Origin of the sequence: Nonomuraea rosea (assembly GCF_039539705.1) — a bacterium.
Lineage (GTDB): Bacteria > Actinomycetota > Actinomycetes > Streptosporangiales > Streptosporangiaceae > Nonomuraea > Nonomuraea rosea.
In genome coordinates this window covers 98226-122395 of the sequence record NZ_BAABDQ010000016.1, presented here as the reverse complement: position 1 = coordinate 122395, position 24170 = coordinate 98226, and the positions used below count along the sequence as shown (strand labels likewise).

At 68.7% G+C, this 24170-nt stretch carries 25 protein-coding genes; 16 read left to right on the top strand and 9 right to left on the bottom strand.

The genetic code is table 11. The features are described from left to right. The first annotated feature begins 24 nt into the window (after nucleotides 1–24). The 10 genes from ABEA43_RS32600 to ABEA43_RS32555 all read left to right on the top strand — a co-directional run bounded on the left by ABEA43_RS32600 (nucleotide 25) and on the right by ABEA43_RS32555 (nucleotide 10099). Nucleotides 25–1239, top strand: a complete 1215-nt coding sequence (locus ABEA43_RS32600) for a class I SAM-dependent methyltransferase (protein WP_345568075.1) — start codon at nucleotides 25–27, stop codon at nucleotides 1237–1239. Next, the gene (locus ABEA43_RS32595; RefSeq protein WP_345567852.1) at nucleotides 1236–2015 is read left to right on the top strand and encodes a sugar phosphate nucleotidyltransferase; all 780 of its coding nucleotides are present in this window, start codon (nucleotides 1236–1238) and stop codon (nucleotides 2013–2015) included. The genes ABEA43_RS32600 and ABEA43_RS32595 overlap by 4 nt, the downstream gene beginning before the upstream one ends. Then, complete coding sequence (locus tag ABEA43_RS32590; protein WP_345567851.1) at nucleotides 1997–2659, top strand: PIG-L deacetylase family protein; 663 nt, start codon at nucleotides 1997–1999, stop codon at nucleotides 2657–2659. Before ABEA43_RS32595 ends, ABEA43_RS32590 begins: the two co-directional genes overlap by 19 nt. Then, the gene (locus ABEA43_RS32585; protein WP_345567850.1) at nucleotides 2659–3678 is read left to right on the top strand and encodes an NAD-dependent epimerase/dehydratase family protein; all 1020 of its coding nucleotides are present in this window, start codon (nucleotides 2659–2661) and stop codon (nucleotides 3676–3678) included. Before ABEA43_RS32590 ends, ABEA43_RS32585 begins: the two co-directional genes overlap by 1 nt. Next, nucleotides 3675–4952, top strand: a complete 1278-nt coding sequence (locus ABEA43_RS32580; protein ID WP_345567848.1) for a DUF4910 domain-containing protein — start codon at nucleotides 3675–3677, stop codon at nucleotides 4950–4952. Before ABEA43_RS32585 ends, ABEA43_RS32580 begins: the two co-directional genes overlap by 4 nt. After that, entirely contained in the window at nucleotides 4949–5926 is a 978-nt protein-coding gene (locus ABEA43_RS32575; protein ID WP_345567846.1) for a hypothetical protein, read from the top strand. The genes ABEA43_RS32580 and ABEA43_RS32575 overlap by 4 nt, the downstream gene beginning before the upstream one ends. 11 nt (nucleotides 5927–5937) lie before the next feature. After that, nucleotides 5938–7413 (top strand): oligosaccharide flippase family protein, encoded by a 1476-nt coding sequence (locus tag ABEA43_RS32570; protein ID WP_345567844.1) that lies wholly within the window; start codon nucleotides 5938–5940, stop codon nucleotides 7411–7413. A 12-nt stretch (nucleotides 7414–7425) separates the two neighbouring features. Further along, complete coding sequence (locus ABEA43_RS32565; RefSeq protein ID WP_345567842.1) at nucleotides 7426–8304, top strand: glycosyltransferase family 2 protein; 879 nt, start codon at nucleotides 7426–7428, stop codon at nucleotides 8302–8304. A gap of 7 nt (nucleotides 8305–8311) precedes the next feature. Further along, nucleotides 8312–9133, top strand: coding sequence for a class I SAM-dependent methyltransferase (locus tag ABEA43_RS32560; RefSeq protein WP_345567840.1), 822 nt, complete (start codon nucleotides 8312–8314; stop codon nucleotides 9131–9133). A 114-nt stretch (nucleotides 9134–9247) separates the two neighbouring features. Continuing rightward, nucleotides 9248–10099 carry a phytanoyl-CoA dioxygenase family protein gene (locus tag ABEA43_RS32555; protein ID WP_345567838.1) on the top strand — a complete coding sequence of 284 codons (852 nt, stop codon included), beginning with the start codon at nucleotides 9248–9250 and terminating at the stop codon, nucleotides 10097–10099. Here the strand turns inward: ABEA43_RS32555 and ABEA43_RS32550 are convergent. Then, the gene (locus ABEA43_RS32550) at nucleotides 10092–11219 is read right to left on the bottom strand and encodes an acyltransferase family protein (protein ID WP_345567837.1); all 1128 of its coding nucleotides are present in this window, start codon (nucleotides 11217–11219) and stop codon (nucleotides 10092–10094) included. The two genes, ABEA43_RS32555 and ABEA43_RS32550, sit on opposite strands and share 8 nt — an antisense overlap. 249 nt (nucleotides 11220–11468) lie before the next feature. On the opposite strand from ABEA43_RS32550, the gene ABEA43_RS32545 reads away from it, so the two are divergent. The 3 genes from ABEA43_RS32545 to ABEA43_RS32535 are packed head-to-tail and all read left to right on the top strand — an operon-like array spanning nucleotide 11469 to nucleotide 14504. After that, the gene (locus tag ABEA43_RS32545) at nucleotides 11469–12347 is read left to right on the top strand and encodes a hypothetical protein (protein ID WP_345567836.1); all 879 of its coding nucleotides are present in this window, start codon (nucleotides 11469–11471) and stop codon (nucleotides 12345–12347) included. A 7-nt stretch (nucleotides 12348–12354) separates the two neighbouring features. After that, nucleotides 12355–13086 carry a YveK family protein gene (locus ABEA43_RS32540; RefSeq protein ID WP_345567834.1) on the top strand — a complete coding sequence of 244 codons (732 nt, stop codon included), beginning with the start codon at nucleotides 12355–12357 and terminating at the stop codon, nucleotides 13084–13086. Next, nucleotides 13083–14504 (top strand): O-antigen ligase family protein, encoded by a 1422-nt coding sequence (locus ABEA43_RS32535; protein WP_345567832.1) that lies wholly within the window; start codon nucleotides 13083–13085, stop codon nucleotides 14502–14504. Before ABEA43_RS32540 ends, ABEA43_RS32535 begins: the two co-directional genes overlap by 4 nt. Here ABEA43_RS32535 and ABEA43_RS32530 read toward each other — a convergent pair. Both ABEA43_RS32530 and ABEA43_RS32525 read right to left on the bottom strand, forming a co-directional pair. Continuing rightward, nucleotides 14393–14941 (bottom strand): dTDP-4-dehydrorhamnose 3,5-epimerase family protein, encoded by a 549-nt coding sequence (locus tag ABEA43_RS32530; RefSeq protein WP_345567831.1) that lies wholly within the window; start codon nucleotides 14939–14941, stop codon nucleotides 14393–14395. The genes ABEA43_RS32535 and ABEA43_RS32530 overlap by 112 nt on opposite strands. Nucleotides 14942–14952: 11 nt before the next feature. Further along, nucleotides 14953–15912: a glycosyltransferase family 2 protein gene (locus tag ABEA43_RS32525; protein WP_345567829.1), complete on the bottom strand. Its 960-nt coding sequence runs from the start codon at nucleotides 15910–15912 to the stop codon at nucleotides 14953–14955. Between the two features lie 107 nt (nucleotides 15913–16019). On the opposite strand from ABEA43_RS32525, the gene ABEA43_RS32520 reads away from it, so the two are divergent. Both ABEA43_RS32520 and ABEA43_RS32515 read left to right on the top strand, forming a co-directional pair. Then, nucleotides 16020–16835, top strand: coding sequence for a 2OG-Fe(II) oxygenase (locus tag ABEA43_RS32520; protein WP_345567827.1), 816 nt, complete (start codon nucleotides 16020–16022; stop codon nucleotides 16833–16835). Further along, on the top strand, nucleotides 16832–17737 hold the full coding sequence (locus tag ABEA43_RS32515) for a right-handed parallel beta-helix repeat-containing protein (RefSeq protein ID WP_345567826.1): 906 nt from the start codon (nucleotides 16832–16834) through the stop codon (nucleotides 17735–17737). The genes ABEA43_RS32520 and ABEA43_RS32515 overlap by 4 nt, the downstream gene beginning before the upstream one ends. Before the next feature lie 139 nt (nucleotides 17738–17876). Here the strand turns inward: ABEA43_RS32515 and ABEA43_RS32510 are convergent, their stop codons facing one another. Further along, the gene (locus ABEA43_RS32510; RefSeq protein WP_345567825.1) at nucleotides 17877–18527 is read right to left on the bottom strand and encodes a hypothetical protein; all 651 of its coding nucleotides are present in this window, start codon (nucleotides 18525–18527) and stop codon (nucleotides 17877–17879) included. Between the two features lie 10 nt (nucleotides 18528–18537). On the opposite strand from ABEA43_RS32510, the gene ABEA43_RS32505 reads away from it, so the two are divergent. Further along, nucleotides 18538–19323 carry a right-handed parallel beta-helix repeat-containing protein gene (locus ABEA43_RS32505; protein ID WP_345567823.1) on the top strand — a complete coding sequence of 262 codons (786 nt, stop codon included), beginning with the start codon at nucleotides 18538–18540 and terminating at the stop codon, nucleotides 19321–19323. Between the two features lie 16 nt (nucleotides 19324–19339). Here the strand turns inward: ABEA43_RS32505 and ABEA43_RS32500 are convergent, their stop codons facing one another. The 5 genes from ABEA43_RS32500 to ABEA43_RS68255 all read right to left on the bottom strand — a co-directional run bounded on the left by ABEA43_RS32500 (nucleotide 19340) and on the right by ABEA43_RS68255 (nucleotide 24137). Further along, nucleotides 19340–19996, bottom strand: a complete 657-nt coding sequence (locus ABEA43_RS32500; RefSeq protein WP_345567821.1) for a class I SAM-dependent methyltransferase — start codon at nucleotides 19994–19996, stop codon at nucleotides 19340–19342. 58 nt (nucleotides 19997–20054) lie between these two features. Then, nucleotides 20055–20948 carry an NAD-dependent epimerase/dehydratase family protein gene (locus tag ABEA43_RS32495; RefSeq protein ID WP_345567820.1) on the bottom strand — a complete coding sequence of 298 codons (894 nt, stop codon included), beginning with the start codon at nucleotides 20946–20948 and terminating at the stop codon, nucleotides 20055–20057. Nucleotides 20949–21039: 91 nt separating this feature from the next. After that, on the bottom strand, nucleotides 21040–22086 hold the full coding sequence (locus ABEA43_RS32490) for a 2-oxoacid:ferredoxin oxidoreductase subunit beta (RefSeq protein ID WP_345567818.1): 1047 nt from the start codon (nucleotides 22084–22086) through the stop codon (nucleotides 21040–21042). Then, a complete protein-coding gene (locus ABEA43_RS32485) occupies nucleotides 22079–23923 on the bottom strand; it encodes a 2-oxoacid:acceptor oxidoreductase subunit alpha (protein WP_345567816.1) in 1845 nt (614 codons plus the stop codon). The genes ABEA43_RS32490 and ABEA43_RS32485 overlap by 8 nt, the downstream gene beginning before the upstream one ends. 124 nt (nucleotides 23924–24047) lie before the next feature. Next, on the bottom strand, nucleotides 24048–24137 hold the full coding sequence (locus tag ABEA43_RS68255; protein WP_379507142.1) for a putative leader peptide: 90 nt from the start codon (nucleotides 24135–24137) through the stop codon (nucleotides 24048–24050). Nucleotides 24138–24170 lie beyond the last annotated feature (33 nt).

Below are 24170 nucleotides of genomic sequence, written 5' to 3'. Positions count from 1 at the left end.
TTTTTCTGGTGGCAACCGTTGCTGATGACATCGTGCCGGCTGTGCGGCTCGGCAGACCTGGTCAGCGTGGTGGACCTGGGCTCCACACCACCTTGTGAGCTCTTCCTCACGGCGGGTCAACTGGACGAGCCGGAAGTCACATACCCGCTTCACCTGCGGGTCTGCACCAATTGCTGGTTAGCGCAGATTCCGTCGCTGATCACGCCGGAAGAGACGTTCACCGAATACGCCTACTTCGCGAGTTTCTCCGCGTCCTGGGTGGAGCACGCGAGGGCGTTCGTCGCCGACGCTGTGGAACGTTTGAAACCTTCATTCGTGGTCGAGGTCGCCAGCAACGACGGCTACCTGTTACAGCACGTGGTCGAGCGCGGCGTCAGATGCCTGGGCATCGAGCCGTCGGCCAACGTGGGACAGGCGGCCAAGGACAAGGGCGTGCCGACGGTCACGGAGTTCCTGACCCCGGAGACCGGCGCGGCGGTGCGGGCCGAGCACGGTCCCGCCGACCTGGTCGTGGCCAACAACGTCTACGCGCACATCCCCGACCTCATCGGGTTCACCGAGGGGCTGCGCGCCCTGGTGGCCGACGACGGCTGGGTGTCGATCGAGGTGCAGCACCTGCTGACGCTCATGGAGCTGAACCAGTACGACACGATCTACCACGAGCACTTCCAGTACTACACGGTCGCCTCCGCCCAGCGGGCGCTGGCGAGCGGCGGGCTGAGCCTGGTGGACGTCGAGCTGCTGCCCACGCACGGCGGCTCCATCCGCCTGTGGGCGCGCCCCGAGGGGGTCGCGGGTGAGGTCTCGGACAACGTCGCCCGCGTGCTTACAAGAGAGAAGACCGCCGGGCTGCACGACCTGTCCGGGTACGCCGACTTCGCCGCCCGGGTCGCCCGCGTCCGGCGCGACCTGCTCCGCTTCCTGATCGCGGTGGCGGACGAGGGCGGGACCGTCGTCGGCTACGGCGCGCCCGGCAAGGGCAACACGCTGCTCAACCACTGCGGCATCCGCCAGGACCTGCTGGCCTACACGGTGGACCGCAATCCCTACAAGCACGGCAGGTACACCCCGGGGACGAGGATCCCCATCGTGGCGCCTGAGCGCATCGCCCAGGACCGCCCGGACTACGTTCTGGTCCTGCCCTGGAACCTCCGCGAAGAGCTGTCCGCACAGCTGTCCTACATCCACGAATGGGGAGGCCGGCTGGTCTTCCCGATCCCCCATCTGGAGGTCGTGTGAAGGTCGTCCTGTTCTGCGGAGGCTACGGGACGCGCATGCGGACCGGTGTGCCCGGCGAGGTCCCCAAGCCGATGGCCCTCGTGGGCCCGCGGCCGCTGCTCTGGCACGTCATGCGCTACTACGCGCATTTCGGGCACAAGGAATTCATCCTGTGCCTGGGCTACGGCGCCCACCACATCAAGGACTTCTTCCTGACCTATCAGGAGGCCGCGTCCAACGACTTCGTGCTGCGCGGCGGCAAGGTCGAGCTGCTGTCGGCCGACATCTCCGACTGGTCCGTCTCGTTCGTGCAGACCGGGGTCAACGCACCGATCGGCGAACGGCTCCGCCGCGTCCGTCCCCACCTGGACGGCGACGAGGTGTTCCTGGCGAACTACGCCGACGTTCTCACCGACGCACCGCTCCCCGAGATCATCGGCCGCTTCCAGGAGTCCGGCGCGGCGGCCTCGATGATGGTCGTGCCGCCGTCGCAGACCTTCCACTGCGTGGAGGTCGGCGACAGCGGTCTGGTGGGCGGCATCTCGCCGGTCAGCGAGATGCCGGTGTGGGTCAACGGCGGCTACTTCGTGCTGACCCAGGAGGTCTTCGAGCACATCCCGGAGAACGGTGACCTGGTCGCCGACGGCTGCGCCGAGCTGGCCAAGCGGGGTCGGCTGCTGGCCTACCCGCACCGCGGCTACTGGCGGCCGACCGACACCGTGAACCAGCGCATGGAGCTGGACGAGGCCTACTCCCGGGGTGAGCGGCCCTGGGCGCTGTGGGAACGGTCTCTGTGATCGGCCTGCGTCCATCGAACCTGACCGGCATCGCGGCGCTCGCCGCCCACTGCGACGATCTGGCGATCGGCGCGGGCGGCAGCCTGCTGACGCTCTGCGCCGCCCGCCCGGGCATCCGGGTGGACGCCCTGGTGCTGTCGGGCGGCGGCAGCGAGCGCGAGGACGAGGAACGTGCCGCGCTCGCCGCCTTCTGCCCCGGCGCCGACCTGCGGGTCACCGTGCTGAAGCTGCCTGATGGCCGCCTGCCCGCCCACTGGGAGGAGGCCAAGGCCGCGGTGGAGGAGCTGCGCGCGCGTACGGACCCCGGTCTGATCTTCGCGCCCTGGCGAGGGGATGCGCACCAGGATCACCGGGGCCTGGCCAAGCTGGTGCCCACCGCGTTCCGCGACCACCTGGCGCTCGGTTACGAGATCGTCAAGTGGGACGGCGACCTGGGCGCGCCCTCGGTCTACCAGCCGCTCCCGCCGGAGGTGGCCGAGCAGAAGGTCGATCTGCTGCAGCGCCACTACGCCTCTCAGCGACACCGGCCCTGGTACGACCGCGAGGCGTTCCTCGGCCTGGCCCGGATCCGCGGCATCGAGTGCCACGCGCGCTACGCCGAAGCCTTCCACGTGTCCAAACTGATCGTCGATCTGGAGAACTGATGCGGGTACTTCTCACCGGCCACCAGGGCTATCTGGGCAGCGTGCTGGCCCCGCTGCTGGCGGCGGCGGGGCACGAGGTGACCGGCCTGGACTCGGGCCTCTTCGCCGACTGCGTGCTCGGCCCCGAGCCGGTCGCGATCGACACGCATGCCGTCGACCTGCGCGACGTGGAGCCGCGGCACGTCGCCGGGTTCGACGCCGTGATCCATTTGGCCGCGCTGTCCAACGATCCGCTCGGCGCGCTCGCGCCCGAGCTGACCTACGACATCAACCACCACGCCTCCACCCGGCTGGCCAGGCTGGCCAAGGAGATGGGCGTGCGCCGCTTCCTGTACGCCTCCACCTGCTCGGTCTACGGGGCCTCCGGCGGCGACGACCTGCTGGGCGAGGACGCGCCGCTGCGCCCGGTGACGCCGTACGCGGAGTCCAAGGTACGGGTCGAGGACGACCTGATCGGGCTGGCCGACGACGGCTTCACGCCGGTGTTCCTGCGCAACGCGACGGCCTTCGGGTTCTCGCCGCGGCTGCGCGCCGACATCGTGCTGAACAACCTGGTGGGCCACGCGTTCCTGACCGGCGAGGTCCGGGTGCTGTCCGACGGCACGCCGTGGCGGCCGCTGGTCCACGCCAAGGACATCGCGGGCGCCTTCATCGCCGCCCTGGAAGCGCCGCGCGAAGCCGTACACGGGCGGGCCTTCAACGTGGGCACCGAGGTCAACAACGTGACCGTGGCCGAGATCGCGGCGGAGGTCGTCGCGGCGGTGCCCGGATCGACGCTGGTCATCACCGGCGAGAACGGGGCCGACCCGCGCTCCTACCGGGTCGACTTCTCCAGGATCAGGGCCGCGCTGCCCGGCTACGAGGCGCGCTGGACGGTCAAGGAGGGGGCGGTGGAGCTGATCGACGCCTACCGGGCGCACGGTCTGACGCGGGCGGGCTTCGAACGCCGCTTCACCAGGCTCGCCCGGCTCGCGGACCGGCGGGCCGCCGGCGCGGTCGACGACACTCTGCGCCCATGACCCGGTCATTCGACGGGACGCAGATGCATGACCTGGTACGGCGGCTCTACCCGCTGTGCAGGAGCATCACCGGCGACGGCCTGCGGCGCACCCTGGAGATCATCGGTGCGTCGATCCCGCTGGAGATCACCGAGGTGCCGACCGGGACCGAGGTGCTCGACTGGACGATCCCCCGCGAGTGGAACATCCGCGACGCCTACATCAAGGACGCCACGGGCCGCCGGGTGGTCGACTTCCAGGACTCCAACCTGCACGTGGTGGGCTACAGCGGGCCCGTCGAGGCCACCATGTCCCTGGCGGAGCTGCGCCCGCACCTGCACACGCTGCCGGACCAGCCCGGCCTGGTCCCGTACCGGACCAGCTACTACGCGGAGACGTGGGGCTTCTGCCTGAGTCAGCGCACGCTCGACGGGCTCGGCGAGGGCCCGTACGAGGTCAGGATCGACTCGACCCTGGCCGACGGGCACCTGACCTACGGCGAGCACGTGATCCCCGGCCGGAGCTCGGCGGAAGTGCTGATCTCCTGCCACGTCTGCCACCCCTCGCTGGCCAACGACAACCTGGCCGGCGTCGCCGTGGCCGTCGCGCTGGCCCAGCGGCTGACCGATCCCTGGTACACCTACCGGTTCGTGTTCGCGCCCGGCACCATCGGCGCGATCGCCTGGCTCGGGCTGAACCGGGGCCGCGCCGACCGGATCAAGCACGGCGTGACCATGGCCTGCGCGGGGGACGACGGCACGATCCACTACAAGCGCAGCAGGCGCGGCGACGCCGAGATCGACCAGGTGTTCGCGCACGTGCTGAAGGACCGGCCGCACACCCTGCTCGACTTCTCGCCCTACGGCTACGACGAGCGGCAGTACTGCTCGCCCGGCTTCAACCTGCCCGTCGGCTCCCTGACGAGGACGCCCTACGGCAGTTATCCGGAATATCACACCTCGGCCGACAACCCCGATTTTGTACGGCCCGAAGCCATGGAGGACACCCTGGAAGTGCTGTGGGCGGCCGTACAAGTCCTGGAGGGTAACCGGCGATTCCAGAACCTCAGCCCGTACGGCGAGCCCCAGCTGGGCAGACGCGGCCTGTACGGCTCCCTGGGCGGCCGAAGCGATACGAAACAGGCACAGATGGCGATGTTGTGGGTGCTGAATCTCTCTGACGGCACGCACAGTCTCCTGCAGATAGCGGAACGATCCAGCCTGCCGTTCGAGGCTTTGGCCGAGGCGGCACATGTCCTACAGAGTGCGGGTCTCGTGAAGGAGTGGATCGGATGAAAGCGGAGCTCAAGGTAGGCGACGTCGTGGAGGTCCTCAGCGCTGAGGAGATCCTCGCCACGCTCGATGAACGGGGAGAGCTGGACAACCTCCCTTTCATGCCGGAAATGCTGCGTTACTGCGGTCAGCGGCTGACTGTGCACAAGATCGCGAACAAGCTCTGCGACACGATGACGAGCACGGGGATGCGGCGGATGAACGACGCCGTCCACCTGACGGCCGCCCGCTGCGACGGCGCGGCGCACGGCGGCTGCCAGACCGCGTGCCTGCTCTACTTCAAGACCGCCTGGGTCAAACGCGCGGAAGGACCGCCCAGCCGGCGCGAGGTCACTCCCGAGCGCCCGCTGCTGCCGCTCCTTGAGCTCAACACCAGGCGGGAGCCGGGGCCCGAGGGGGAGGAGCTGTTCCGGTGCCAGGCGACGGAGCTGCTGCGCGCCGCACCCGAGCGGCTGCCCTTCCGCGACCTGGGCCAGTACGCCACCGACATCAGGGTCGGCAACGCGGGAGTCGCCGCCACCCTGCGCACGATCTTGCTGGGGCTGTTCAACCGCTACCAGAAGCTGTCCAGGAAGTTCCCGAAGGCGCTGCGCATCAAGGGCGGTCTGGCCTGGGGCTTCGTGGGGCCGGGGCCGCACACCGGGGCGTCCCCGACGGGCACCACCGACCTGCAGCCGGGCGAGCTGGTCAGGATCAAGTCCAAGGAAGAGATCGTCGCCACGCTGAACACCAAGAGGTTCAACCGCGGTCTCGGCTTCGAAGAGGACATGGCGCGTTCGTGCGGCCGCACCGCCCGGGTGGTCGCCCGGGTCGAGCGCTGCATCGACGAGAAGTCGGGCCGGATGCTGGAGATGAAGAACCCCTGCATCGCTCTCGACGGCATCATCTGCGATGGCGTATACAAGTCCAACTGCCCTCGCGCATTCATCCCGTTCTGGCGGGAGATCTGGCTGGAACGGATCAGCGAACCAAGCTAGGAAGGGCGGGTATGGAAGATCAACCGGGCCCGGATATCAGCGACATCGGGCGTCAGGCGGGCCGAGGGGTCGTATGGAGCTTCCTCGGCACGCTGGTGACCCGCGCGGGCTCGTTCATCCTGGGCCTGGTCCTGGCCAGGCTCCTCGCCCCGGCGGACTTCGGCACGTACGCGGTCGCGCTCGCCGCGACCCAGTTCGTCATGGTGGTGAAGGACGTCGGCGTCCAGTCGGCGATCGTGCAGTGGCGCGGGCGGCTCGAGGACATCGTGCCGACCGCGACCACGGTCACGATGGTCTCCGCGGTGGGCCTGTACGCACTCTTCTGGGTGGGCGCGCCGTACTTCGCCCTGCTGGCGGGCAGCGCCGAGGCCGCGCCCGTGGTGCGGATCCTCACCGCGGTCATCCTCGTCGAGGCGGTCACGGCGGTGCGGAGCGCGGCCCTGCTGCGCTGGTTCCGCACCGGCGCGAACGCCAAGGCGATCCTGGCGGGCTTCCTGGTCAACGCGCCCGTCGCCATCGCGCTCGCGATGACCGGCCAGGGGCCCTACAGCTTCGCGTGGGGGCAGCTCGCCGGGGCCGTGGTCACGGGCGTGTTCATGCTGCACTACGCGCGGCTGCCGTTCCGGTTCGCGTTCGACCGGGCGATCGCGGCCAAGCTGCTGCGCTTCGGCATCCCGTCGGCGGCCGGGATCGCGCTGGAGATCACGCTGCTCAACGTGGGCTACATCATCGTCGGCCACATCATGGGCAACACCTGGCTGGGCTTCTACCTGATGGCCTTCAACGTGTCGAGCTGGGTGCCCGGCATGATCGGCAGCGCCATCCGGATGGTCTCCATCGCGGGGTTCTCCCGGCTGGCCGAGCGGGACGAGGAGTCGCTGTCGCTCGGCGTGCAGAAGAGCGTCCCGCTGCTCGTCAGCATGGTGCTGCCGCTGGCCGTCTTCATGGGGGTGCTCGCGCACCCGTTGATCATCTTCATCTACGGGCAGGAATGGGAGCAGGCCGCGGGCGTGCTGCGGTTCCTGGCCGTCCTGATGGTGGTGCGGATGCTCACCTCGTTCGCGCTGGACATCCTGAACGGGCAGGGCGCCACCCGCTCGACGGTGTGGATGAACCTCGGGCACGCGGCGGCGATGGTCCCCGCGGTGATCGTGGGCACGAACCTCGACGGCATCCGCGGCGCCGCGATCGGGCAGGCGGCCGCCGCCGTGCTGGTCGCCCTGCCGCTCGCCATGCTCGCCGTGCACCGGGCCGGGGTGCGCCTCGCGCCGGTCCTGCCCGCGCTGGGCCGCCCCGCCGTGGGCGCCGTGGTGTCCGCGGCCGTCGCCCTGGGCCTGTCCACGCTGACCCACAGCATCCCGTTCGTCCAGCTCGTCGTGGCGGGCGGCGGCGGGCTGCTGGCCTACGCGCTGGTCGTGGTGACCCGCGACCAGTTCATTTTCGTCAGTGATCGCCTGGGGCGGCTGCTTCCCGCCCGCGCGCGATAGCCGAGGAGCAGCATGCTGGTGTCGATTGGAATCCCGGTACGCAACGGCGCGGACCGCCTGGAAACGGCCGTGCGATCGGTCCTGGCCCAGGACCACGCCGACATCGAGGTGGTGATCTCGGACAACGCCTCCACCGACGGCACGCAGGAGCTCTGCCGCGAGCTGGTCAGGCAGGACGGCCGGATCTCCTACTACCGGCAGCACCGCGACCTGCGGGTGATCGGGAACTTCGTCGAGGTGCTCAACCGGTCGCGGGGCGAGCTGTTCCGCTGGCTGGGCGACGACGACCTGCTCGAACCGGACTACGTCTCCCGCACGATGCAGCCGTTCCTGGCCGACGAACGGCTCATCCTGGTCACCTCCGACACGACCTACACCACCGCGGACGGATCGGTCCATCAGCCGCGTTACCGCGGCACCGGGATGCTCTCCGACGACCCGGTCGACCGCCTGGACGAGCTGTGGGACGTGGTCACCACCGAGCACCACGGGCTCGACCCCCTCTACGGCCTGATGCGGCGCGAGCGGGTGGCCGCCGTGCCGCGACCGCTGATGATCCGCGAGGACGAGGTCTACGCCACCATGCTCGCGCTCGCCGCGCCCTGGGGGCATGTGCCCGAGATGCTGGCGCACAGGAACCTGCGCGAGCGGCGGCTCACCGGGATCGCCGCGGCGCTCGGCGTGCCCGCGTGGACCGCGCGGTTCGCCACCACCCTGCAGTTCAGGGCGATGTATCGGGCCCTGGGCGACATGGAGCTCTCCGCCGGGCAGCGCAGCAGGGCCCGGGGCGTGCTCCTGCGTACGTATTGGCGCAGGCAGCAGCAGATGCTGGCGCACCGCAGCCGCAAACTCGCCGGGTTGGCCGCCCGAGCCGTCTCCTCGAAAGGGTGATCTCCCGTTGTTGATTCGCATCGTACGGCTGCTCATGCAGCCTGGCCGGATCCTGCTGGCCATCATGCGCCGCCTGCCGTTCGGTTCGTACGAGCTGCGCTGCTCGCTCGACCTCTACCCCAGGCCGCACTACGCCTACGGCGTGCAGCAGGCGGCCGAGCTGGCCAGGCGCCTGGGCGTCGGCCGCATCAGCGTGGTCGAGTTCGGGGTCGCGGGCGGCGCCGGCATCGTCGAGCTCAACCGCATGGCCGCGCTGGCCACGGCCGCATCGGGCGTGCAGATCGACGTCTACGGCTTCGACACCGGCGCGGGGCTGCCCAAGCCCACCGACCACCGCGACCTGCCCTACATCTGGCGCGAAGGCGACTTCGTCATGGACGTGGACGCCCTGCGGGCCAGGCTCGGCTCGGCGCACCTCGTCCTGGGCAACATCGACGACACGGTGGAGGAGTTTCTCGACACCGAGCAGCCCGCGCCGATCGGGTTCGTCTCCATCGACGTGGACTTCTACTCCTCGACCGCGGCGGCGCTGAAGCTGTTCAAGGGCGACCACAAGTATTTCCTGCCCCGGGTGTTCTGCTACCTGGACGACACCGTCGGCGATGACGACCAGATCATCCACAACGACTACGTCGGTGAGCTCAGCGCGATCAGGGAATTCAACCAGGACAACGAGACGCTCAAGCTGGCGCCGATCAACGGGCTGCGGCACAAGCGCCCGGTCGCGGCGCCCTGGAACGATAACATTCAGGCATTGCACCGCTTTGAGCACCCTGAATACGGACAATACGTCGGTAAGTCGGACACAGAGACGCAGCTGCCACTGTAACGAAATTACGGCCCCACGCGAGAGGTGGTTAAAAGCACCAAGTGTGGGGAGAAAAATCCCGCTATGTCCGTTGTCTTGTCCAATAGCCGAGTCAGCGATGACGATCGGCGACGGATGCTCTTCCAAGGAAACGTCTTCTTATACGCCGCGACGCCTTCCTCGACCAAGCTGATCGAGTTCGCTCGCGAGCTGATCGAGGAGGCGTTCGGAGGCCGTAATCCGGAGACCGCACAGTTCGACATGCCGGTAGAGGAGTTCGCCGCACTGCTGGCGGAGCTCAAGCCGCGCTTCATCCACCACCCCACCTGCAAAAAGCTCCTCCCGCTGCTGATGGAGGAGATGGGCATGTCGATCGACGAGACCTATTTCGACGTGCCGAGGCTGCGCACCTCAACCTCCGACCACTACCTCGACTCGGGCATCTCCTACGCCTACCACGCACATCGCGACTGCTGGTACGCGGCGCCCTTCTGCCAGGTCAACTGGTGGATCCCGATTTACGAGGTGGTGCCGGAGAACGTCTTCGCGCTGCACCCGCAGTACTTCGACCAGCCCGTACGCAATGGGAGCGGCCGGTACGACTACGCCGACTGGACGGCCGTCAGCCGCCCCACGGCGGCCCAGCACGTCTACACCGACACCCGCGAGCAGCCCAAGCCGGAAGAGGACCTCGACCTGTCGAGCGACCTGCGGCTGGTGCCGGAGCCCGGAGGCGTCCTGCTGTTCTCAGGCGCGCAACTGCACTCCACCGTGGCCAACACCTCCGGCAGGACCCGCTTCAGCATCGATTTCCGCACCGTGCACATCGACGACGTCAAGTCCCGTACGGCGGCGCCCAACGTGGACGCCACCTGCAGGGGCACCACCTTGCGTGACTTCTACCGCGCCTCCGGCCTGGACCGCATCCCGGAGGAGCTCGCCGCCGCCTACGAGGCGGAGGCGGAAGCGCCGGCCAAGGTCACCTGAACCGGCCCCGTACGGCTTCGCGCAGGCCCTTCCAGCTTCTGTGCCGCTGGAAGGGCAGCTCGAACACCGAGGCGAACAACCACGCCGCCCCCACGCACACCGGCACCGCCAGGACCAGCGTGAGCAGGAACATGGACATCCCCGGCGGCACGAGCGGAGCGACGACCAGCCGGTTCAGCATGACGACGAGCGGCGCGTGGATCAGATAGAGGCTGTAGGAGAACGAGCCGAGCCGCCGCAGCGGACGCGTGTCGAGCAGCCGCACCAGCGGCACCGGCCGGCCGGTCGCCACCGCCGTCAGCAGCAGCCCCGCCGCCGGGCCGATCGCCAGATCCACCCAGAAGAAGTTGGCGACCACCCACTCGGAGCCCGCCAGCACGATGAGCAGCAGCACGGGGACGGCCGCCGCCGCGGCGAACCAGTGCCACGGCAGGCGGACCTGCCGCTCCTCGGCCCGTACGATGCCCGCGCACACCGCGCCCACGGCGAACAGCACCGCGAACTGCGGGGTCAGCCGCATCAGCACGTCCACCGCCGGCACGACGGGCGCCAGCGCCCCCACCGCGACCACGAGCACGCTCACCGCGGCGAGCAGCGCCGCCGCGCCCCTCTTGCGCAGGATCAGCAGCATCAGCGGGAAGACGAAGTAGAGCTGCGCCTCCACGGCGATCGACCACATGGCCCCGTTGGGGCTCGGGGAGCCGAAGACGTCCTGCAGCAGCAGGCCGTAGAACAGGACCGATTGCCCGGTGGGCACGCCCTGGCCGGGCTGGGGGATGACCGTCCAGGCGATCACCAGGCTGAACAGCAACGCCGCCCAGTACGGCGGCAGGATGCGCCAGGCCCGGCGGACGGCGAACGTGCGCGTGCTGCCCAGCCGCCAGCCGTTCCTGGCCGGCGAGACCGCCAGCGAGAAGCCCGACAGGACGATGAACACCACCACGGCGAAATGGCCGTAGAGCAGCCAGCCCGTCCACGCGGGCGCGCCGTTGACGGGGAAGCCGGGGAAGGACAGCAGCCAGCAGTGGTGCAGGACGACGAACAACGCGGCCAGCCCACGTAAGCCGTCCAGCCCGGCAAGTCTTCCCCGCGTCGACACCTGGTCCGCTGTCAGCCCCACCCGAAGACCCCCGTCACCGTAGTCGTAGGGTCTATCGCGCCGACACCTCGCGATGTAACGGGATTTGGGAAAGATGTAACGATCGATCCGGTGCGACCGATGATTTCTCATAGGGCAAGCGCGCTCGGATGGCCCAGAGACATGCGGGCTTAGGCGGGGGAACGTTACAAAATGGAGTTCTGGACGACGATCCTGGGTCTACTCCGACGAATTCTCATAGGGCCGCCGCTGATCCTCCTCTCGGTTTTGGTGGGCATAGGGGTGTATTTCGCGGTCCCCGCCCACTACACGGCGGACGTCTCGATCGTCCTGGCCAGCCCGGTCAACGGCGGCACGATCAACTCCGACAAGTCCAAGCAGGGGCTCACCAACCCCTTCCTGTCCTTCAACGACGCCCTGAAGACCGGGGCCAGCATCGTCATCCTCTCCATGAACACGCAGGACGTCTGGACGCAGCTCGGCGCGCCCAAGGACGGGCCGACGGAGATCACGATCGACGACGGGCGGACCAACCCGAACGTGCTGGACATCAGCGGCCCCTACATCTACATCAGCGTCGACAGCCAGTCGCCGGCCAAGGCGACGTCCGTGCTCGCGGCGGCGCGCAAGCGCGTGGCGAGCGAGCTGTTCAAGTGGCAGAAGGCGCTCGGCGCGCCGGCGAACACCTTCATCACCTCGACCGACATCGTGCCGCCCGCCAAGCCGGAGGCCGACTACAGCTCCAACTGGCAGAACGGCATCGGCGCCGGCGTGCTCTGCCTGCTCGGCGGCCTGGCCGTCGCGTACGGCGTGACGCGCAGGGGCGCCCGCCTGCGGCCGGCCGGCCGGCCAGAGGTTCAGCCGGCTCAGCACCCGGGCCAGCAGGAGTTATCGCTGTACGGTCAGCGGGCCCACGAGGAGCCGCCGGCGCCCGCCGTGCCCCCGATGCTCGCCGCACCCGTGGCGGAGGCTCAGGAAGAGCCGGCGGCCTCGGTGACCTCGGCGGCCTCGGTGGACGTGCCCGGCGAGTCGCTGCCCGAGCCCGACGAGGACAGCTCCGTCACCATGGAGTTCCCCATCTACCGGCCCGACGCCCTCACCCCCGTGCCCGTACCGTGGCAGCCGCGCCAGGACAACGGCGGGAAGTGAGACCCGCATGGACTTCTGGGCAACCGTGGCAGTGCTGTTCCGACGGTGGTACGTGACCCTCCCGGCCTTCGTGCTCACCGCCGTGGGCGCGCTCGGCGTCTTCTCCATGGCGCCCAAGACGTTCGTCTCCACCTCGGCGATGGTCCTCACCCTCCCGGTCAGCGGCGCGAGCGTGCCGAGCGACCCGGACTTCCCCAACCCCCGCTCCAACCCCCTGGTCTCCTTCGACCAGGGGCTGAGCATGACCACGTCGATCCTCATCCAGGCGCTGACCACCCCCGAGCTGGCTGCCAAGGTCGGCGCGCCGCTCGGCGGGGATACCACGCTCAAGGTCACCAGCGGCGGCACGAACCCCGAGCTGATGCCCTCCACGCCCTTCATCATCATCACCGTCGAGGCCCCGAGCGCGGAGCTGGCCCACGGCATCGTCGCGAAGGTGACGGACCTGGCCAAGCAGGAGCTGCGCATCAGGCAGGCCCAGGTGTACGCGCCGCCGACCACGTACGTGACCGCCACCGTCGTGGTGCCGCCGACCTCGCCCGACGAGAAGAAGGGCAGCCGGATGCGTACCGCGGTGGTCATGGCGGCGCTGGGGTTCTTCATGAGCCTGATCGCCGCCTTCGCCGCGGAGAGCTTCGTCCGGCATCGCCGCGCCCGCCGCGCGCAGCGTGACGCACCGGCCAATCCAGGCCTCAGCGCGAGCAACGGGACGCCGTTGCTGACCGGACGACAAGGGTGAGCGCGACCGTCGCGCGCGGGCTGGACGCGACCGTCACCCAGCCGCGCCGCGCCGACGGCGCCACCATGGTCTGCCTGTTCGTGCTGACCCTGCTGGTCCTGCCGGCCCGCCTGGCGGTGGCCGGGCTCCCGCTGTCGCTCACCCCCGCCGAGATCGTGGCGCTGACGCTCGCCCTGGTGTGGCTCTGCGCCCAGATGATCAGCTCGTCGGGCGTGGCCAAGGGCAGCAACCCGGTCCGTACGTCGATCTTCGTGTACGGCATGGTGCTGCTCGCCGTCTACGGCTACACGACCCACGTCTACCTGCCCTCCGACGAGCTCAACCTGACCGATCACGCGCTCGTGCTCTACGTGGGCTACATCGGCCTGCTGCTGATGACGTGCGACGGCATCACCGATCGCGCCCGGCTGGACTTCGTGCTCAAGGCGGTCGTGATCGGCGGCGCGTTCGCGGCGGTCGTGGCCCTGATGCAGTTCAGGCTCGACTTCGACCTGACCGCGTACATGAAGGTCCCCGGGCTGCGGCACTCCTCCGTCGAGGAGGTGCCGACCGTGATCGCCCGCTCCGACCTGCGCAGGGTCGCGGGCACGCTCGGGCACCCGATCGAGTTCGGCGCGCTGTCGGCGATGCTGCTGCCCATCGCGGCCCATCTCGGCTTCCAGGCCCGCTCGCGTGGGCAGGCGGCGGGCCGGTGGTGGATCTGCGCCGCCCTCATCGCCGCCGGCCTGATGTTCTCGGTGTCGAGGACCGCCGTGCTCGGCCTGGCGGGCGCCGGGCTGATCCTGCTGATCGGCTGGTCCAACCGGCGCAGGGTCGTCACCATCGCCGCGTTCGCGGTGTTCCTCGGCTTCATGAAGGTGCTCGCGCCCGGCCTGATCGGCACGTTCTACAACCTGTTCGCCGGGGCGAGCGACGACAGCAGCATCAGGTTCCGCACGCACGACTGGCCCTTCGCGATGCGGGAGTTCGACAGGAGCCCGTTCTTCGGGCACGGGCTCGGCACCTGGTATCCCTTCAAGCACCAGGTGTTCGACAACCAATACCTGCTGTCGCTGGTCGAGACCGGGCTGCTGGGCACGCTGGCGTTCGTCGGCCTGCTCGTCTGCGCGATCGTCGTCGCGCTCAGGGTCCGCTACCTGAGCACCGACGCGAACGTCCGCAACCTGGCCCTGACCATCGCCGCCTGCCTGGTGATCCCGCTGCTCGGCGCGGCCACCTTCGACATGCTGTCCTTCCCCGGCATCACCAGCGTGATGTTCCTGCTGGTCGGCGCGGCCGGGGCGCTGCTGCGGTTCGAGCGGCGGGATCAGGCGGCCAGGCGGCTCCTGAGCTCCTTCCAGGATCCCGCCGACAGGTCACGCTCGCTGATGGCGCTGACCGGCAACGGCCAGGGCAGCGCGAGGTCCGGGTCGTCGTAGCGCACGGCCAGGTCCTCGGCCGGGTCGTGCTCCCTGTCGATGCGGTAGCAGACGTCGGCGTGCTCGGTCAGCGCCTGGTAACCGTGCAGGATCCCGGGCGGCACGTACAGGTGCGCGAACGACACGTCGTCCAGCCGGACCGCGACATGGGAGCCGAACGTCGGCGAGCCCGGCCGCGCGTCGACCAGGAAGTCCAGCACGGCGCCGTGCGCTGCGCGCACGAGCTTCGCCTCGCCGCGCCCGGCGCGGCCGTGCATGCCCCTGATCGTGCCCTGGCGCGAGCGCGACTGGCTGTCCTGGACGAACGCCGCGTGGTCCAGCCCGTGATCGGCCGCGATCGCGGCGTCGAAGGTCCTGGTGAAGAAGCCCCGGTCGTCGTGGTGCAGAGCCGGCACGAACAGCAGCGCGCCCTCGATCTCCAGCCGGTCGACCCTCATGTCCGTTCCTCTCATCCGGGTAGCGCCCGCAGCCGCCGCGAGGGCCTGAGCAGGGCCACGACCGACGCCCTTGCCGTACGGCGGCCCGCTGCCGCCCGTATCGACTCGCCGAGCAGCACGGCCAGGTAGAAGGCCGCGCTCGCCAGCCGTCCCCGCCGGCGGCGGAACAGCCGCACCCGGTTGACGGTGAGCAGCGCGGCCAGCATCGGGTTGACCTTCGCCTCGCCGCCGATGTGCTCGACGACCGCGGCGGATTCGTACCAGAGTGTCCAGCCGAGGTCGCCGGCCCGCAGCGCGTACTCGGTCTCCTCGCTGTACAGCAGGAAGGACTCGTCCCACGGGCCGACGTCGCGGACGGCCGCCGCCGAGATGAGCATGGCCGCGCCGGTGGCCCAGACGGCGGGTCCCGGGCGCTCGTAGCGGCCCGGGTCGGTGACCATCTCGCCCAGCGTGCCGAGCCGCGCGGTCAGCCGCCCGCCGATGAGCGCCTCGGCCAGCGCGCCGCGCACGGTGGGCGTGCGGCGCAGCGAGTGGTGCAGCACCCCTTCGGTGCTCACCAGCATGGGGACGGCGATGCCGGTACGCTCCCGGCCGAGCGCGTCCGCCAGGGCGGCGAGTGAGCCGGCACGGAGGCGGCAGTCGGGGTTCATCACGAAGACGGCGTCGAGCTCGTGGAGGTCGAGCGCGGCGATCCCGGCGTTGACCGCCGCGGCGTAACCGGCGTTCCTGCCCACCTGCACGGTCCTGACCGGCAGCCCAGTGGTTTGCCCAGTGGTTTGCCCAGTGATCTGCTCTGCGGCCTTCTCAGCGAGGCCGATCGAGTCGTCCTTCGAGGCGTTGTCCGCCACCACGACGGTGGTGAGCCGCACGCCCTGCGCGCCGACCGGCAACGAGGCCAGACAGCCGCCGAGGATCCGAGCGCTGTTGTAGGTCACGATCACGACCGCGATGCGGGAAGCGCCAGGCGTCACATGTTCGCCATCGCGAACCGAGGTTGGAGCGTTACACGTAACGAACGGCACGTATGGGTCGATAGGAGATCAGGGGCCGGGACGTCGCTGAGACGGAGACACACTTCATGCAGGATCTGCAGACCTTCGCTTTTCGCCGGGACGAGCTCTTCCCGCTGGCGGACAAATACGCCGAGCAGTTCCGTACGGCTTCGCCGTTCCGTCATGTGGTCATCGACGACTTCCTGCCGCCGGAGGCACTGGAGCCCATCCTTGAGGAGTTCCCCGAGCCCCGTGACGCCACCTGGCAGCGCTTCGACTCCGCGCGCGAGGTGAAGCTGGCGCTGGCCGACCCTGAGCGGATGGGGCCGACGACCAGGCACCTGCTGGCGGAGTTCAACGGCGGTGTGTTCGTCGAGTTCCTGGAGCGGCTGACCGGCATCACCCAGCTCGTCTCCGACCCGCACTTCGAGGGCGGCGGGCTGCACCAGATCAAGCCGGGCGGCTTCCTCAAGGTGCACGCCGACTTCAACAAGAGCCGCAGGCTCAACCTCGACCGCCGCCTCAACGGCCTGCTCTACCTGAACAAGGACTGGGAAGAGAGCTACGGCGGGCACCTGCAGCTCTGGAACAAGGACATGACCGAGTGCGAGGGCAAGATCCTCCCGCTCTTCAACCGTTTCGTGCTGTTCGCCACGACCGATGACGCCAACCACGGCCACCCTGACCCGCTCACCTGCCCCGAGGACAGAGCGCGGCGCTCGATGGCGCTCTACTACTACTCCAACGGCAGGCCGGACGACGAGGTCACCGACGACCACACCACCCTGTTCAAGCAGCGGCCGGGCGAGGAGTGGAAGAGCAACCTCCGCCAGGTCGCCAAGCGCTGGACCCCGCCCGCGCTGGCCGACCTCCTCGGCGGCCGGGGGTCCAAGGGCGAGTGAAGCGGCTTTCCCTGGGGTTGTGCGGCGGTGTGAGCCTGCTCGTGGTGCTGGGCGGCTGCGCGAGCGACGCCGGGCGGGAGCCGGTCGCCACCAAGGCGCAGGCGTCCGTCTCCGCTCCGCCGTCGAAGCCGGCCGAGAAGGCGTGGCCAGGACCGGACAACACCGGCGTTCCGGCAGGCACGAAGCTGCGCCCGTCGGGGTCCATGGTGGTGACCAAGAGCGGCACGGTCATCGACGGGCTCGAGGTCACCGGCGCGATCACGGTCGAGGCCGACGACGTGACCATCCGCAACACGCGGGTGCGCGGCACCAAGGGCTGGTGGGGGGTCCTCCAGCGCGAGGGCTTCACCGGGCTCAAGGTCGAGGACACCGAGATCTTCGGCAACGGCAAGCAGCGCACCCAGTTCGGCATCCTGAACCAGGGCAAGCTGATCACCGTGTCCCGGGTGGACATCCACACCATCTCCAACGGGATCCTGACCCAGCAGGGCCTGGTCGAGGACTCGTACGTGCACGATCCGAAGTACTACTCCGAAGACCACACCGACATGATCATGTCCACTGGGCCGCCGGCCGAGGGGACGGAGCTGGTCATCCGGCACAACACGGTGGTCAACACGCTGGACCAGACGGGCGCGATCGCGTTGTTCCAGGACTTCGGCGTGGTGAAGAACGTGACGGTCGAGGGCAATTTCCTGGCCGGCGGCGGCTGGGCGCTGTACGCGGGCGCCGGGGTCAAGGGCAAGTCGTCGAATATCAAGGTGATCGACAATGTCTTCAGCCGCAAGGTGTGGCCCAAAGGCGGTCATGCCGGACCGGTCTCGTATTGGGATCATGACGGGAAGGGAAATCTCTGGAGAGGCAATACCTGGGAAGATGGCGGCCCAGTATCGCCGGGATGACGATCATTATCCACTTTCTTGGTGATAATTGAGCAAGCTGGGTTTCCTGATGTTTTTGGGGAATGCGAGCCTTTTTTAGTAGAAAAAGCCCGCAGGCGGCCTTCGCGTGACTACTCTCCCTCAAGGGGGCTCGACGTGGTCACGTACGGAAGGAGTCGCCTGTGTCGCGGCATCGAAGGCGTAATAGGCGGACCGGCTGGTTATCGCTCGCCGGTGTGACGGCGGCTGCCGTGCTGGCGGGCGGATACTTCGTCGTCGTCACGGACGGGGCCGACGGGCGGGAGTCGCCGGTCGCGCTGACCGAGGTCGCCGCCTCCGCCACTCCGTCGGCGGCCGCAGGACGCGGATCCCGGGCGCGACCGACCCGCGAGGCGCATCCGTGGTGGTGGTTCTGGGACCGCAAGCCGACGAAGCGGCCGACGCCCAGGCCGACGCGGCGCCCGACCCACAAGCCGACGAAGAAGCCGACCGCCACGCCGACTGCGACCCCCACTCCGACCGCGACACCCACTCCGACAGCGACACCCACGGTGACGCCGACCGTCACCGTCACCCCGACGCCGACGCCGACGCCATCCGTGACACCGACCCGGACTGCGACGCCGACGCCCACCGTGACTCCTACGGGGACGCCGACGGTGACTCCTACGGGGACCCCGACGGTGACTCCTACGAGGACCCCGACCGCGACTCCCACGGGGACCCCGACGGTGACTCCTACGAGAACGCAGACCCCGACGCCGACCGTGACGCCCACGAAGACGCCTACCCCGACCCCTACGCCGTCCAAGACCGTCACGGTGCCACCGCCCTCAGGCGACTGGCCGGGTCCCGGCAACACGGGCGTTCCGGACGGCACCGAGCTGACGAAGAAGACCGGCTCGATCGTCATCAAGGAAGACGGCAAGGTCATCGACGGCTGGGACCTCACGGGCGACATCACGGTCGAGGCCAACAACGTGACCATCCGCAACACCCGGGTACGCGGCCAGTCCGACTACTGGGGCATCCTCCAGCGCGAGGGCTTCACCGGCCTCAAGGTCGAGGACAGCGAGATCTTCGGCAACGGCAAGGTGCGCACCCAGTTCGGCATCCTCAACCAGGGCAAGCTGATCACCGTGTCCCGCGTGGACATCCACACCATCTCCAACGGCATCCTCACCGAACAGGGTCTGGTCGAGGACTCCTACGTGCACGATCCGAAGTACTACTCCGGCGACCACACCGACATGATCATGTCCACGGACACCGCGGCGGCCGGCACCCAGCTCGTCATCAGGCACAACACCGTGATCAACACGCTCGACCAGACGGGTGCGATCGCGTTGTTCCAGGACTTCGGCGTGACCCGCAACGTCCTCGTGGAGGGCAACCTGCTGGCCGGCGGCGGCTGGACGATCTACGCGGGCGCGGGGAAGAAGGGCCTGTCCTCCAACATCAAGGTGATCGACAACGTCTTCAGCCGCCGCGTGTGGCCCAAGGGCGGAAGTGCCGGGCCGGTGTCCTACTGGGACGCCGACGGGCCGGGCAACGTCTGGAAGGGCAACACCTGGGAGGACGGCAGAAGCGCGGTCACCGCGGACTAGGCTCCGCGATCGGAGGTCACGTGCGTACCGCGATGACCGACTTCACCAGGCCGGCCAGCCGCTCGAAGCGGATCTGCGACTTGGGGAAGTAGTGCCGCATCTCGGTCACGCTGAGCAGCTCGACCTCCATGGCGATCATCCGGGCGGCGTCGCGGTCGGAGGTCGGCGTGTGGACGAGCGGCCAGCGGCGCAGGATCGACGTACGGGCGGCCAGCGGCAGGAACTGGAAGGCCGGGAACAGGAAGTGCGGCTCGACCGGGAAATAGCGGTAGGGCGTCTGCACCCAGTGCCGGTCGGCCAGCTCGTGCACGGTGTCGGCGAACTGGCCGCGCCGCAGGTGCCCGCCCACATGCTCGATGACCGCGTTCGAGAACACCAGGTCGTAGCGGCTGCTGCGGATCGAGGCCGGCAGGTCGCAGGCGTCGGCCACGTCGGCGCGCAGCCAGGACGGCAGGTCGGCCGGCGGCTGTTCGAGGTTGACGATGTGCACGTGCGCGGGCTGGACGGGGGCGCGCATCCAGGCGCCCGCCGTACCGCCCAGGTCGATAACGCTCATCTGGTCGAGGCCGGGGAACTGCCCGGCGAACCACTGCCACCTCCGCGCTCGTGCCTTGGCTCCCAGTGAATTGGGCGCGTCCACGAAACGACTGCGCAGGGCGTTAAGGCGGCTCATAAAGGGGCTCCTTCGGCCAGATAAGTAGCCCCATCGTCTCAGAATTCCGCCTAAGCGGCTAAGGCTGTGACTTTTCGTGACTTTCTTGCGACGCATACCAATTGACAGTTCGGCGCAACCCTTCGTCCAAACTCGTGGCAGGTTGCCAGCCCAGCTTGGCGGCGGCCGGTTCGATGTCGCCGACCTGCGGAATATCGTGGGTGCGATCCGGTACGGTGCCGAATTCGGGCGCTTCGCCGGCGCCGATGATGTGGTGGAGTTTCTCGACGACGTGCCGAGCCGAGGTCGAGACGCCGGTCCCGATATCGACGGCGTGACCTATCGCCTCGTCCGATTCGCCGGCGGAGACGAACGCGTCGACGACGTCGTCCACGTAGATCCAGTCCGCCAGCTTGCTGCCCTTCGTCAGGCTGGGGCGCTGGCCGCGTAACAGGCAGAGGGTCACGTACGGCACGAGCTTGCTGGTGTCGGGCTGGTCGGGCCCGTAGACCATGGAGGGGCGCAGCACGGTGACGGGCAGGCCCCAGAGCCGGTGGTAGAGGTCGGCGTAGCCGGTGGCGGCCCACTTGGCCATCGCGTAGGCGGACGATGGCGGCGCCTGGCCGTTTCCGGGGCGCGGCTCCTCGATGGAGCCGGTGAGCACGGTCTTGACGGCGAATTCCTTGGCGGCGGCCAGGACGTTGACCGTGCCGATGAGGTTGCTCTCCAGCGTGGGGCGGACGACTTCGTCACCACGCGAGCCGGTCACCTCACTGGCGAGGTGGAACAGCAGGCTCGGGCGTACGGACCGGAAAAGCCGGGTGGTGGCCTCGGCGTCGCTCAGGTCGGCCACGTGCCAGGTCTCGCCTGCGCGGGCCCGCTGCGGGCGGCGGCTGACGGCGTGCACCTGGGTCCCCAGCGTGGGTAAGCGCCTGATCAGGTGGGAGCCGATGAATCCGGCCGCACCTGTCACCAACGCCACGGTATCCGGCCAGAACGACATCGTGGGGTGACCTCCGCGGTAGATGGAGCCGTTCGAGCGAACGGCTCCATCTAATCATCCGCTAGCTGATCCGCCAGGTGTCGCCGCCCAGCAGCAGCTCGCTCAGGTCGGCGGGGCCCTTCTTCGCGACGGCCTCCTCCAGCTGCTCGGCCATCAGCACGTCGTAAGCCGGCCGGCTCACCTGACGGAAGATGCCGATCGGCACGTGCTCGAAGGCCGGCTCGTCCAGCCTGCTGAGCGCGAACGCCACCGACGGGTCGGGGTTGTGCGCGTCGTGCACGAGGATCTGCTCCTCGCTGACCGTGCCGGGGGCCACGACCTCGATGCTGCCGTTGGCGGCCCGCACAGCGACCTTCGAGGCGTTCGCGATCGGCTGCCCGTGCTCCAGGCGCAGCGTGATGTCGTCGCGGACCGCAGGGTCCTTGAGCTGCTCGAAGGCGTTGTCGTTGAAGATGTTGCAGTTTTGGTAGATCTCCACCAGCGAGGTGCCGCTGTGCGCGGTCGCCTCGCGCAGCACCGACTGCAGGTGCTTGCGGTCGGAGTCGATGGTCCTGGCCACGAACGACGCCTCGGCGCCGAGGGCCAGCGAGATCGGGTTGAACGGCTTGTCCAGCGAGCCCATCGGCGTCGACTTGGTGATCTTGCCGACCTCGGAGGTCGGCGAGTACTGGCCCTTGGTCAGACCGTAGATCCTGTTGTTGAACAGCAGGATGTTCAGGTTGACGTTGCGGCGCAGCGCGTGGATCAGGTGGTTGCCGCCGATCGACAGCGCGTCGCCGTCACCAGTGATCACCCACACCGACAGGTCGGGGCGGGAGGCGGCCAGCCCCGTCGCGATCGCGGGCGCGCGACCGTGGATGGAGTGGAAGCCGTAGGTGTTCAGGTAGTAGGGGAAGCGCGAGGAGCACCCGATGCCCGACACGAACACGATGTTCTCGCGCTTGAGCCCCAGCTCGGGCAGGAAGCTCTGCACCGCGGCCAGGATCGCGTAGTCACCGCAACCCGGGCACCAGCGCACCTCCTGGTCGGACTTGAAGTCCTTGAGGCTCTGCTTCACGTCCGTCTTGGGAACGAGCGACAGGCCTTTCCCGTTCACCAGCTCAGTCATTGTCGATCACGTCCTGGATGACTCCGGCCAGCTCCTCGGCCTTGAACGGGAGCCCGCGCACGCGGTTGTAGCTGATCACGTCGACGAGGTAGCGGGCCCGCAGCAGCAGGGCGAGCTGACCGAGGTTGATCTCGGGCAGCAGCACTCTGTCATAGCGCTTGAGCACCTCGCCGGTGTTGGCGGGCAGGGGGTTGAGGTGGCGCAGATGGGTCTGCGCGACCTTGCCGCCGCTCTTCCTGATGCGCCGGATGGCCGCGGCGATCGGGCCGTACGTCGATCCCCAGCCGATGACCAGCACCTTCGCGTCGCCGTCAGGATCGTCGACCTCGAGGTCCGGGACGTCGATGCCGTCGATCTTGGCGGCCCGGGTGCGCACCATGAAGTCATGGTTGTTCGGGTCGTAGGAGATGTTGCCGGTGCCGTCGGCCTTCTCGATGCCGCCGATGCGGTGCTCCAGCCCGGCGGTGCCCGGGATGGCCCACGGGCGGGCCAGCGTCTCGGTGTCACGCTTGTAGGGCAGGAACTCGTCGTCGTCGCCGTTGGGCGTCGTCGTGAACTCCTGTGAAATGTCCGGCAAGTCGGAAATCTCCGGCAGGCGCCACGGCTCCGAGCCGTTGGCCAGGTAGCCGTCCGAGAGCAGCATGACCGGGGTGCGGTATTTGACCGCGATCCTGGCCGCCTCGATGGCCGCGGCGAAACAGTCGCTCGGCGACATCGGGGCCACGATGGGCACCGGGGACTCGCCGTTGCGGCCGTACATGGCCATGAGCAGGTCGGTCTGCTCGGTCTTGGTCGGCATGCCGGTGCTCGGGCCGGCGCGCTGGACGTCCACGATGATCAAAGGCAGCTCGGTGGTGACCGCGAGGCCGACCGTCTCGGCCTTCAGTGCCACGCCGGGACCCGAGGTGGTGGTCACGCCGAGCGCTCCGCCGAACGCGGCCCCCAGCGCCGCGCCGACGCCCGCGATCTCGTCCTCCGCCTGGAAGGTGCGGATGCCGAACCGCTTGTGCTTCGACAGCTCGTGCAGGATGTCGCTGGCCGGGGTGATCGGATAGGACCCAAGGAACAGCGGCAGCTTCGACTGCACGCTGGCGGCGATCAGGCCGTAGGCGAGCGCCTGGTTCCCGGAGATGTTGCGATAGACGCCGGGAGTCAGCCGCGCGGGCTTGACCTCGTAGGAGACGGAGAAGGACTCGGTGGTCTCGCCGAAGTTCCAGCCCGCCTGGAAGGCCGCGATGTTGGCCTTGGCGATGTCGGGCTTCTTGGCGAACTTCTGCTCGAGGAACCGGATGGTGTGCTCGGTCGGCCGGTGGTAGAGCCACGACAGCAGGCCGAGAGCGAACATGTTCTTGGAGCGCTCGGCGTCCTTCTTGGACAGGTCGAAGCCTTCGAGCGCCTTGACGGTGAGCGACGTCAGCGGGACCGCGTGCACCCGCCACTCGCTCAGCGTGTCGTCCTCCAGCGGGTTGGCGGTGAAGCCGACCTTCTGCAGGTTGCGCTTGGTGAACTCGTCGATGTTCGCGATGATGTCCGCGCCCCTGGGCAGGTCGCCCAGGTTGGCCTTGAGCGCGGCCGGGTTCATGGCCACCAGCACGTTCGGCGCGTCGCCGGGCGTGAGAATGTCGTGGTCGGCGAAATGGAGCTGGAAGCTCGACACGCCGGGCAGGGTGCCTGCGGGTGCGCGGATCTCGGCTGGGAAGTTAGGGAGCGTCGACAGGTCGTTGCCGAACTCCGCCGTGCCCGCGGTGAAGCGGTCGCCGGTGAGCTGCATGCCATCGCCGGAGTCGCCGGCGAATCTGATGATCACGCGGTCGAGTTGCTGGACCTGCTTTGTCACAGCTCAGTCCTCCTCGACGCGCCAATGCGCGGTTGCTTCGGCGCGTTCTCTGTTTCCATGCTAGATCCTCGGAAGGTCACGCGTTTGCGTGCCGCAACATGCGGGTAAACAAGCGCGGTCGGAGTCAGGGTGAGGTGGAGGAACGACGACACAGCCCGGACGCGAGCCTGCAGAGGTCTACATGCAGGCGGGCGAACAGGACGGTTCGGGTCACGAGCGCCAACTATACGTCCCCCTAGTGCGTGCG